The 10,073-nt window shown below is 70.7% G+C and carries 9 protein-coding genes and 2 pseudogenes; 4 read left to right on the forward strand and 7 right to left on the reverse strand.

Annotation, left to right across the window (positions count from 1 at the left end):
• The first annotated feature begins 9 nt into the window (after positions 1-9).
• Both AB0P07_RS10795 and AB0P07_RS10800 read left to right on the forward strand, forming a co-directional pair.
• Complete coding sequence (locus tag AB0P07_RS10795; RefSeq protein ID WP_365548067.1) at positions 10-1,236, forward strand: phospholipase D-like domain-containing protein; 1,227 nt, start codon at positions 10-12, stop codon at positions 1,234-1,236.
• 191 nt (positions 1,237-1,427) lie between these two features.
• Positions 1,428-2,359, forward strand: a pseudogene (locus AB0P07_RS10800) (aldo/keto reductase).
• Positions 2,360-2,432: 73 nt separating this feature from the next.
• Here the strand turns inward: AB0P07_RS10800 and AB0P07_RS10805 are convergent.
• A complete protein-coding gene (locus AB0P07_RS10805) occupies positions 2,433-2,741 on the reverse strand; it encodes a helix-turn-helix domain-containing protein (RefSeq protein ID WP_365548070.1) in 309 nt (102 codons plus the stop codon).
• Positions 2,742-2,839: 98 nt separating this feature from the next.
• Here AB0P07_RS10805 and AB0P07_RS10810 point away from each other — a divergent pair, with 98 nt between their 5' ends.
• Positions 2,840-3,220, forward strand: coding sequence for an STAS domain-containing protein (locus AB0P07_RS10810; RefSeq protein WP_365548073.1), 381 nt, complete (start codon positions 2,840-2,842; stop codon positions 3,218-3,220).
• Positions 3,221-3,304: 84 nt separating this feature from the next.
• Here AB0P07_RS10810 and AB0P07_RS10815 read toward each other — a convergent pair whose 3' ends face one another.
• From AB0P07_RS10815 to AB0P07_RS10830, 4 genes are all read right to left on the reverse strand, one after another.
• Positions 3,305-3,679, reverse strand: a complete 375-nt coding sequence (locus AB0P07_RS10815) for an STAS domain-containing protein (protein WP_365548076.1) — start codon at positions 3,677-3,679, stop codon at positions 3,305-3,307.
• Positions 3,680-3,701: 22 nt separating this feature from the next.
• Positions 3,702-4,808, reverse strand: a complete 1,107-nt coding sequence (locus AB0P07_RS10820; protein ID WP_365548079.1) for a cobalamin-dependent protein — start codon at positions 4,806-4,808, stop codon at positions 3,702-3,704.
• On the reverse strand, positions 4,805-6,418 hold the full coding sequence (locus AB0P07_RS10825) for a PP2C family protein-serine/threonine phosphatase (RefSeq protein WP_365548082.1): 1,614 nt from the start codon (positions 6,416-6,418) through the stop codon (positions 4,805-4,807). The genes AB0P07_RS10820 and AB0P07_RS10825 overlap by 4 nt, the downstream gene beginning before the upstream one ends.
• A gap of 241 nt (positions 6,419-6,659) precedes the next feature.
• Positions 6,660-7,820: a PP2C family protein-serine/threonine phosphatase gene (locus AB0P07_RS10830; protein ID WP_365548085.1), complete on the reverse strand. Its 1,161-nt coding sequence runs from the start codon at positions 7,818-7,820 to the stop codon at positions 6,660-6,662.
• A 146-nt stretch (positions 7,821-7,966) separates the two neighbouring features.
• Here AB0P07_RS10830 and AB0P07_RS10835 point away from each other — a divergent pair, with 146 nt between their 5' ends.
• Positions 7,967-8,443, forward strand: coding sequence for a MarR family transcriptional regulator (locus AB0P07_RS10835; RefSeq protein ID WP_365548088.1), 477 nt, complete (start codon positions 7,967-7,969; stop codon positions 8,441-8,443).
• A 258-nt stretch (positions 8,444-8,701) separates the two neighbouring features.
• Here AB0P07_RS10835 and AB0P07_RS10840 read toward each other — a convergent pair.
• Together AB0P07_RS10840 and AB0P07_RS10845 are read right to left on the reverse strand one after the other, a co-directional pair.
• A pseudogene (locus tag AB0P07_RS10840) lies at positions 8,702-8,897 on the reverse strand (transposase); the annotation flags it as partial.
• Positions 8,898-9,284: 387 nt separating this feature from the next.
• Positions 9,285-9,818, reverse strand: a complete 534-nt coding sequence (locus AB0P07_RS10845) for a TerD family protein (RefSeq protein ID WP_365548091.1) — start codon at positions 9,816-9,818, stop codon at positions 9,285-9,287.
• Positions 9,819-10,073 lie beyond the last annotated feature (255 nt).

Below are 10,073 nucleotides of genomic sequence, written 5' to 3' on the forward strand. Positions count from 1 at the left end.
GGGAGAGGGATGACGAGTGTCCAGGAGGTGCCCGCGGCCGCCATCGACGGCGCAGGCACGGAACAGCACGCACCGGCCACGGACGAGCGCGCCCAGCGCCTGCGCCGCCGACTGGAGCGTTTGATCGGCATCGCGGCGACCGAGGGAAACGCCCTGCACGCCCTGCGCAACGGAGACGAGATCTTCCCGGCCATGCTCGACGCCATCAGGTCCGCCGAGCACACCGTGGACATGATGACGTTCGTGTACTGGAAGGGCGACGTCGCCCGCGACTTCGCGCACGCGCTGGCGGAGCGCGCGCGAGCCGGGGTGCGCGTACGTCTGCTGCTGGACGGCTTCGGCAGCAGACTCATAGACGGCGACCTGCTGGCCGAGATGGACCGGATGGGCGTCCAGGTGGCCTGGTTCCGCAAGCCCGCGCGCCTGTCGCCGTTCAAGCAGAACCACCGCTGCCACCGAAAGGTCCTGGTCGTCGACGAACAGGTCGCCTTCACCGGCGGCGTGGGGATCGCCGAGGAGTGGTGCGGCGACGCCCGCAACCCGCGCGAGTGGCGGGACACCCACGTTCGGGTCCGAGGACCGGCCGTGGACGGCATCGCGGCCGCCTTCGCCCAGAACTGGGCCGAGTGCCACGACGAACTCTTCGACGAACGCGACCGGTTCACCGGCCACCACCCCCAGGGGGACGCGGTGGTCCAGGTCGTGCGCGGGTCCGCCAGTTTCGGCTGGCAGGACATGCAGACCCTCGTCCGGGTCATGATCGAGTCCGCCGAGGAGCGGTTCAGACTGGCCACGGCCTACTTCTCCCCGGACGCCTACTTCGTCGACCTCCTGTGCGAGGCCGCACGGCGCGGGGTGGAGGTGGAGATCCTGCTGCCCGGTCCGCACACAGACAAGCGGGTCTGCCGACTGGCGGGGGAGCACCACTACGCGTCACTCCTGGCCTGCGGCGTGAAGATCTACCACTACCGGCCGACGATGCTGCACACCAAGGTCATGACCGTCGACCACACGGCTGCGCTGGTCGGCTCGACCAACTTCAACCGGCGCTCCCTCGACCACGACGAAGAGGTCATGCTCGCCGTGCTCGACCCGGGGTTCACCGCCACCCTCGACCGCCACTTCGAGGCCGACAAGGCGGTCAGCGAGCCGATCCGGCGAGATCGCTGGAGACGGCGGTCCGTGCTCCAGCGCGCCCGCGAGGCGGCCGTGCAGCCCATTCGCCGGTTCCTGTGAGGACCCTTCCGCACTGCCGAATCCACTACCCGTACTTCTCAATCCAAGAAGCAAGAGCTGTTGGGTTCCTGGATCGACGGTTCCTTGTGGTGACGACGGGAACTCGCGCGGCACCGCGCTCGGCACGACGCCGAGGGCGGCACCGCCCGCTCCGCTCCCCGACCCGTCCGAGCCTTCAGCGAAAGAGCCGCATGAAAACCTTCACCCTGCCCGGCACCGACCTGGTCGTCCCCAACGTCGTCCTCGGCCTGATGCGCATCCAGGACATGAGCGACGACGCCGTGCGCACGCTCGTGCACACGGCGCGGGACGCCGGGATCACCTTCCTCGACCACGCGGACGTGTACGGTCGGGGCCTCCACGGCTGCGAGCGTCGCTTCGCGGAAGCCATGAACCTGAGCTCCTCGGAGCGCGAGCGGTTCGTCATCCAGACGAAGGCCGGCATCGTCAAGGACGGCCCGTACTTCGACTTCTCCTACGACCACATCGTGGAGTCGATGAACGGCTCGCTCGAGGCGCTGGGCACCGACTACCTGGACGTCCTGCTGCTGCACCGTCCCGACGGCTCGTCGAACCGGAGGAAGTGGCCCGCGCGTTCGACGACCTGTCGGCTGCGGGCAAGGTACGAGCCTTCGGCGTCTCCAACCAGACCCCCCGCCAGCTCGACCTGCTGCGCAAGTACGTGACGCAACCGATCGTCGCGAACCAGCTCCAGCTCTCGATCACGCACGCTCCGATGATCGCGCAGGGCGTCGCCGCGAACATGCAGGGCCTCGACCAGTCGGTCGTGCGCGACGACGGCGTCGTCGACTACTGCCACCTGCACGACATCACCGTCCAGGCGTGGTCGCCCTTCCAGGCCGGATTCTTCGACGGCCCGTTCCTCGGCTCGCCCCGCTACCCCGAGCTGAACGCCGTGATCGACCGCCTGAGCGAGAAGTACGGCGTGCCCGCCGAGGCGATCGCGGTCGCCTGGATCACGCGTCACCCGGCACGGATGCAGGTCGTGCTCGGCACCACCACACCGGAGCGCGTCGCGGCCGCCGCGCTCGGCTCGGACCTCCCGCTCACCCGCCCCGAGTGGTACGAACTGTTCCGCGCCGCCGGCTACACGGTGCCGTAACCGGCGGCGCGGCGCCGGAGGAAGGACGTACCACGCCGGCTCGGGGCGGACCGCCCCACCGCCGGCCTTCGCCTCACGGCGCCTTCTCGTCCTGTACGAGCAGAGAGAGCAGTGAGGTCACGGTCAGGTCCGCTTCGGCGGGGTGGCGCAGCACCTTGTCCGGCTGGATGCGGTAGGTGTTGGTGCGTCCGTCGCGGGTGTGGGAGAGATAGCCGTCCTGTTCGAGGTCGACGATGATCCGTTGGACGGCGCGCTCGGTGAGCCGGCAGTGAGCCGCGATGTCGCGGATCCGTGCGTTCGGATTGTCGGCGACGGCCGCCAGTACGCGGGCGTGGTTGGTGACGAACGTCCATCCGGAATGAGGCTCGGGTACTTCTACCATGCACGGCATTCTAGAGAACGGCTTTGCGTGAACCATCATACGTGACATACTTTTCGTGCAATAGATGACGTGATCTGTGCACGTACGAGGGAGGGAACGTGTCTCTGCACGAGGCGGTCGCCGGGTGCGCGGATGCTGCCGACGTGAGTGGCCCGCGGGGTCCCGAGCAGCCGTCCGTGGTGCGGTACGCGCGTGGCGGCGCTCAGGTCGTGGGTGCCCGCGGCTCCTTCGATCTGTGCTCGATCTCCCCTCTGGCGGAGGCGCTGGACAGGGCGGCCGCGGAGCACTCGAAGGTGGTCCTGGACGCTTCCGGCATCACCTTCGCCGACTCGTCCCTGTTGAACCTGCTGATCCTCACCCACCGGACGGTCGACCTCCGCGTGGCCGCGCCGACACGGCAGTTGTGCCGCCTCCTGGAGATCACCGGAGTCGACACGCTCCTCACGGTGCGCCCGACCGTGGAGGAAGCCGCCGCCTAGGCCCTCTTCTCCAGGCGCAGACCCAGCCGGAGCGGACACGACGTCGTCGCACGGTCGGGCCGGTGCGTCGTCCCCGGCCCTGATTCACGGGTGCTGACCGTCGGCCGCCGCGGTGGCTTCCCGGGAGGCGTGCAGGTGCTCGTAGGTGCCGGTGAGATCGAGCAGGCGCTTGAGCACCGGGCCTATGTTGTCCAGGCGGAAACCGATACCGTCCCGGCAGGCCGCGCGGTGTATCTGCAGCAGCGTCGACAGTCCCATGGAGTCGACCGCGCCCAGTTCCCCGCAGTCCAGACGCAGTTCTTCCGCGCCCTCGTGTTCCCGCAGAGCCAGTTGGACCTGTTGGAGCAGGCTGCCGCAGGTGTCGTAGTCCAGGTCGCCGGTGAGCACCAGGCGTACCGTGCGCCTCGGGTCGGGGGACGGTGAGGGGGCGTTGGGTTCTGCGCCCGGGGATGTGGTCACGGTGTTCGTCCAGTGTCGCGGGTCAGAGGCGGGTGGTGAGGGCGCCGCGTCCGGCGTCGATGTAGTCACGGGCGCGAGGGAAGTCGCGCAGTTGCTCCTCCAGGAGGTCCAGGCCGGGCATGAGCGCCTGCGCGGGCACCCCGCGGGCGAAGAGAACGTCGGCGGTCCAGGCGAGGAATCCGGTGAAGATCTCAGGAGCGTCGACGTAGAGAGCCGCGGTGAGGAAGTCGACGATGTGGGCGAGATCCTCGGCGGTGCGCTCGCGCTGTTCGTCGGTGTAGTCCCGTACGAACGAGAACCGCTCTTGAAGGCCGTGGAAGGTGTCGCGCACCAGACGGGCGGAGGAGCCGGCGACCATCGTGTACTCCTGGTCGCCCAGGTGGGGCAGATCGTCGATGACCTGGTGGGCGGGTGCCGGCCGGGGGAGAGGGCCGGCGGCGAGCCTGTCGGCGGCCGCGCGTGCGTCCGGGGCCCAGGCGTCCGCGCCCAGCAGACGGGCGTAGCGCCCGTCGGCCCCGAAGGCGAGACCGCCCGTCATGACGGGCGGTCCGGCGGCCTGGACGGCGGTGATCGCCCGGTGGGCGAGCGGCAGCCGTGTGGCCAGGGAACTGGACAGGCACACCGCGTCGGGGCCGGTGCGGTGAATGTGGCCTATCAGGTGGGCCGTGGGCACCTGCGCGCCGAGGTAGTCGACCTGCCAGCCCCGCAGGCGCAGGGTCTCGGCCACCAGCCGGGCCGGCAGCGCGTGCCACTCCTGGTCCACGCAGGCGACGGTGAGGCGGCCGAGCGGTGCGCCGGGGCGGCGTACCGGCAGGGCGGCGATCGCGCGGTCGTTGATGGCGGTGGCCGTGTGCTCACCGGCCACGCTGATGCGGTTCGCGGCCCACTCGACGCCGACCCTGTGCTGGACGGCGGCGATGACGTCCAGGAGCACCGCCTCGGCGTCGAGCCCTGCGCCGAGGGCGTCCTCGACGACGTCGACGGCCGCGTGGGTGTCCCCGGCCAGCACCGCGGACCAGAGCCGGTCCGCCCAGTGCGCGGCCCGCTCGCCGTCGTGGGGCGAGGAGGGGCGGGCGCCGGCGTGCTGCCCGCCGGCCCGGTCGTCGACGTCGGCCGTGTCGATGTTCATGCCGTGTACCTGCCCCGGGTCGTCCCGTCCACCGCGCTGAGGTGTGAGCCGCGTGGAGCCGTGATGGCCATGACGGCGATGTCGTCGTGCCGTCCGTCACCGAGCCACTGCGCGGTGACCATCTGGATCCGCTCGACGACGGCTTCGGCCGGCATGCCGACGCATTCGGCCGCCGCGCGCATGAGCCGCTGCTCGCCGAACAGGGTGTCGCCCAGCGGCCCGCCCCTGGCCTCGGTGACACCGTCGGTGAACAACAGGCAGGTCTCCCCCGGCGCGAGCCGTACGTGCGCGGTGTGCGCGGCGATGGTGGGCAGGACACCGATCAGGCTTCCGCGGGTGTCCACCTCCTCGACCGTACCGTCGCGACGCAGCACGAGCGGTGGCGGGTGGCCCGCGGCGGTGAGACGCAGCACCACGTCGCTCTCCTCGCGTCGGACGGAGGCCAGCACGAGGGTCGCGAAGCGGGTGTGGTGGCTGGTGCGCATCGCGTTGTTGAGCAGCCGCAGCATCCTGGTGTGGTCGCCGGCCAGCGGGAGCAGCGCCTGCAGCGTGTTGCGGATCTTGCCGGTGAGCACCGCGGCTTCCAGTCCCTTGCCCGCCACGTCCCCGAGTACGGCGAGGGTCTCGGGGAAGTCCTCCCCGGGCGGGTGGACGTCGTAGAAGTCACCACCGACGCGTTCCGTCTCCTTGCTCGGCCGGTAGCCGCCCGCGAAGTCCACTCCCTCCACGTGCTGCAGCGTCGGCGGCAGCAGTTCCCGCATCAGCGTTTCGGAGATCCTGTTCTGCTCGGCGTACAGACGGGCGGCCGACATGGCCGCGCCCGCCCGGGCGGCGAACAGCCTGGCCAATATCTCGTCCCCGTCGGTGAAGGCCGCCTCCCGACCCCGGCGCAGGAGGACCAGGGCTCCCGCCGACACGCCGTGGCCCGGCAGCGGAGTGACCGCCAGGGATCCGACCTCGCCGAAGTCCGCGGGCACCAGCCATTCGGGTGCGGTGGCGGGGTCTATCCACTGCGCGGGCACCGGCGGGAACCCGCGCAGGGCCTCGGTGAGCCCCGGCACGGTACCGGGGGAGTCCGTGACGGTGCGCCGGGACACCTGCCCCCGGTGGTCGCAGAGCACGACCGGCAGCCTGCCGTTCGCGGCGGGGGAGATGACCAGCGCGGCGTCCGCCAGGTGCTGGGTGGCCAGGCTTGCGGTGACCTCCGTACAGCGGTCCAGGTTCAGCGAGGAGAGCAGGGCGGTGGAGGCGTCGTTGAGGAACCGGGTGCGTCCGCGCTCCGCTTCCAGCTCCCTCAGGAGCGACCGGCACTCGGTCTCGTCCACCAGCCACCACGCGGTGCTGTCACCGGCCACGGCGGACGGGTGGGCGGAGAAGAACCGATCGCCGACCGGTCCGGACACGGCACGGGTGTCCCCGCTCGCGGCGGCGAGCCAGTCCGGGAAGAGCAGCCGCCGACCGGAGCGGGCGGCCGGCAGGAGTCCCGCGGCGGCGGCGTTGAGTTCCACGACTTGCCCGTCCGCGCCTATGACCACCAGCGGGCAGGGGGCGGTCGCGGCGCTCACCGTGCCCGTGGCAGCGGTGTGGGAACGGGCCGGGGAAGAAGTCATGCAACGGGGCCCCTACGCGTGGACCCTCACCTCACTCAGCGAAGAAAACAGATGCCTAACGACAACAGTCCCGTAGGGCGGTGTCTTCGTGCAAGCGCCACTCCCGCCGCCGGCCGTCGCCCCGTGTCCGACGACGGCCGAAATCCCCGGAGTTCTCGGGGCTGCGGACTGACCGCACGGCCACGGGTGCCGCGCAGACCTTCACCATCCGTCCACACTCCGCCGGTCGGGCGGCCCCGCGTCAGCGCCCCAGCCAGTCCAGGCAGACCACCAGGGCGTCGTCGTCCGAGGACGACTGACCGCGGTGGTCCCTCAGTTCGCGCAGGACGGCGCGCGGGACCTCCGCGGCGGGCAGCAGCCGGGTGGCCTGGATCGCCCGGGCGAGCGCGGCGTCCCCGTACGCATCGCCCCTGGGTGAAGCCACCCCGTAGACCCCGTCGCTGACGAAGACGAGCCGGTCACCGGGCTCGGCGTACAGCTCCTGGCACACGTAGTCGGTGTCCTCGAACATGCCCAGCGGCAGTTGCGCCTCCAACTCGACGCGTTCGACGGCGCCGTCCCGCAGGCGCAGCATCCGCGGCGATCCGGCGTCCACCACGGACACGAGTCCGGTGGCGAGTTCGAAGTCCAGCATCAGCACCGACAGGTAACGGCGGCCCCGGTAATGCGCGTAGACGGCCTGGTCCGCGAGCACCGCCTGGTCGGCCAGGGAGAGACCGGCCCGCCGCGCGTTGCGCAGGGCGCTGATGGCCAGATTGGTCAGCAGCGAGGCTTCGATGCCCTCCCCCATGCCGTTGGTGACGTACAGCATCAGGTGGTCCGCGGTGGCGGACCAGTCGAAGTTGTCACCGAAGACGGCGTAGGCCGGTTCGAGTTGGGCGCCGAGCCGGTACTCGGGCCGCGTACAGGAGCGGCCGGGGAGTAGCTGCCACTGCATCTCCGCGGCCAGCGTCAGCCGGTCCCTGCGGCGCGCCTGCATGTACACATCGGTCTCCCGCTCCGCGACGACGACCTCGTGTGCCAGCACCTGGGCCACATCGGCCAGTTCGGACACGGTGCCGTCCGCCCGGTCACGGTCCGGCAGGGTCACCGACAGCACACCGAGCCGGTCACCGCGCACCGTGACGGGCAGGTGCAGGCGCACCAGGCCGTCCCGCACCGGCTCGACATGCGGTTGCTGGGCCCCGAAGGCGCGGCCGGCGGCGCTGCCGTGCACCGAGACCGGTTCGGTGGTGTGCGGCAGCACGGACACCGGCTGCAGCAGGGTCAAGCCGTAGTCGGCCATGAACAGTTCGACCGACCGTGCCGCGTACCGCTCGACCAGTACGTGCCGGACGGCGTCGAGCAACTCATGGGGTGCCGCCGTACGCAGAGCGCGTTCAGCGGCTACGAATCTGTCCACCAGTAAAGGAACACCCATTCTCATGCCGGGGCGAGGCAGGGCCTCGCCGGATACCTGTTCGCGGGAGGTGCGCCGGTCGACCGAGTCGTCTGTCCCCGGTCTCACGCGCCTAGTAGGCTGGTCCGCGCCCCAGCGTCTGCGAGAGTGTGACCGTGACTGCTCCCCGCCCCCACCCCGACGAGGTCGCGCGTGTGACCTCCACGGCCGTGGAGCTGCTGGAAGTGCTCTGGGGCCGGGCGTCGACCGCCCCGGCCTCGGTCTCCCAGCTGCGGGTGCTGTTCATCCTCGAACACCACGAGGGGATCAACCTGCGCACGCTCGCCGGCTCCCTGGCCTCCACGCCCCCGTCGACCAGCCGGCTGTGCGACCGGCTGCAGGCGGTCGGCTTCGTCGAACGTACGGTCAGCGCGACCAGCCGACGTGAAGTACGCCTCCACCTCAGCAAGCGGGGACGTGCCTTCCTCGACGACCTGCGGGAGCGCAGGGAGCACGAACTGCGGGCGGTGCTGGAGCAGATGCCCGCCGCCAAGCGGACCGCCCTGCTGTCCGGCCTGGAAGCCTTCTGCGAGACCGCGGCGAGCCGGATCCACCACGACACCGACACCGGAACCCGCACCGCGTGACCTCCCCATCTCCTCGCCATGTGCACCGGATACCCCCATTTCCCGCATTGAACGGGACCGTGGCGTACGTCTCGCCGGGAGCACGCGAACGCCGGTATGCAGGGTGGACGGTCTGCCGCCCGACGGCCCGCGCCGGCTCGTTGCCGGGGACGGCGGTCGCGGACCGCGCGTGACGGTGATCACGGACGTCCTTCTGCGGGTGCCGCGCAGCTTGGGAAGATCCGCCCGAACACGCGACCCCTTGTACGGTGTCGAGACAGCTCGACTCCACGCGGTGAACCGCCGGTGCGCGGCCCGGAAGGACCGAAACCCGGCGGCGGCTGCCGCCACGTGCAGCCCGTGGTCGCTACGAGCACGACGGCTGCCAGCAGCTGCCGATCGCCGTACCTGCGCCGGCCGCCGCCTTGGGGTCGCACCGAGCGGCCGGAAGCACCCGCTGGAACAGCTCCGGCAGGAGGCGGCGATGGAGTCCGGGATCTCCTCGCTCAGGACCTTGTCGGTCCGCAGTCTCCTCATGGAGTGGCGGGGAGGTGACGCCGCGGCCTGGGGGCCGCCGGAAAGAGCCTCCCCCTGAGGTCGGACCGGTTGGTCGCGCAAGGTGCGTGCGCCTGTGTGCGGGCCGCGGCCCGCCAGGCGCGGTAGCGCCTCACGGTGTGCGACGGCGGGCGGGGGCTGCGTGGGGCAGGGCGAGGCGGCCGGTGGCCGTGGTGTGCCGGTCATCGGTTGTGGCGATCCGGCCGGTCCAGGTTGGGGGCCAGGGCCTGGGACCCGGCGATCAGTACCCGGCCCTTCCGGCTCCCTCAGGACTTTCGGCGGTGCACGCGTACACGTCGTCGCGCAGTCAGGGCCGTGGTGCGCTGCCCATCTCCGAGGCGAAGAGGACGGGGTCGCTGTCGAAGCCACGGACTGCTTCCCGGAACTCCCAGGCACCGGAGGCATTACGGGTGAATTCCGCCACCGTGGCGGCGGTGGCCCCGGCGACCCGCTCGAAGTCGTCCGTCAGAAGTTCCCTGTACCCCTCGGCGACGACCACCCCGGTGTTCGAGACGTCGCCGAAGGTCTTGTGTCCGTCGTCCTGATGGATCGCCACTCCCACGACCACGCGTGCGATGGAGGGCGACAGACGGTCTAGTTCGAACGTCATCTCCTCGACGAAGCCGAAACCCTGGCCGGTCCTGCTGTGCCGGCTCATGTTGATGGTTCCGTCCGGCGATCGCTTGTCGAACTGGACGACGTAGACCGGTCGTTCGTACGGTGCGTCCGCGGCGTAGGTCGTGGCGATGATGTCGAGGTGGTGAGGCGGCCGGTCCCAGGGGCTCGGATCCCACTTGAGCCGCACATTGACCTTCCTCAGCCCCTTGGCGCCGTTGCTCACCGGCTTGCCACCCTCTCGTTCCAGGTCACGGCGGGGTGCTCCCGCACAGTCAAGTATGCGCCGCCGAGCCCTCGGTGGACGTGACCCGTGCGGGCGAATGTGGAAAGGCGCAGAGGCGCGGCTCGGCGAGGCCTGCGTCCTCTGCTCGTCTGTGTCATCGGGGAGAGGTGGCTGTCGGGGTGTGCTGGGGCGGGTGCAGTGATCTCAGGGCGCCTTGGTGGCTCAGCCAGCCGACCGGTTCGTTCTTGCTGGTGT

This window comes from Streptomyces sp. NPDC085944, assembly GCF_040686295.1.
Lineage (GTDB): Bacteria > Actinomycetota > Actinomycetes > Streptomycetales > Streptomycetaceae > Streptomyces > Streptomyces salinarius.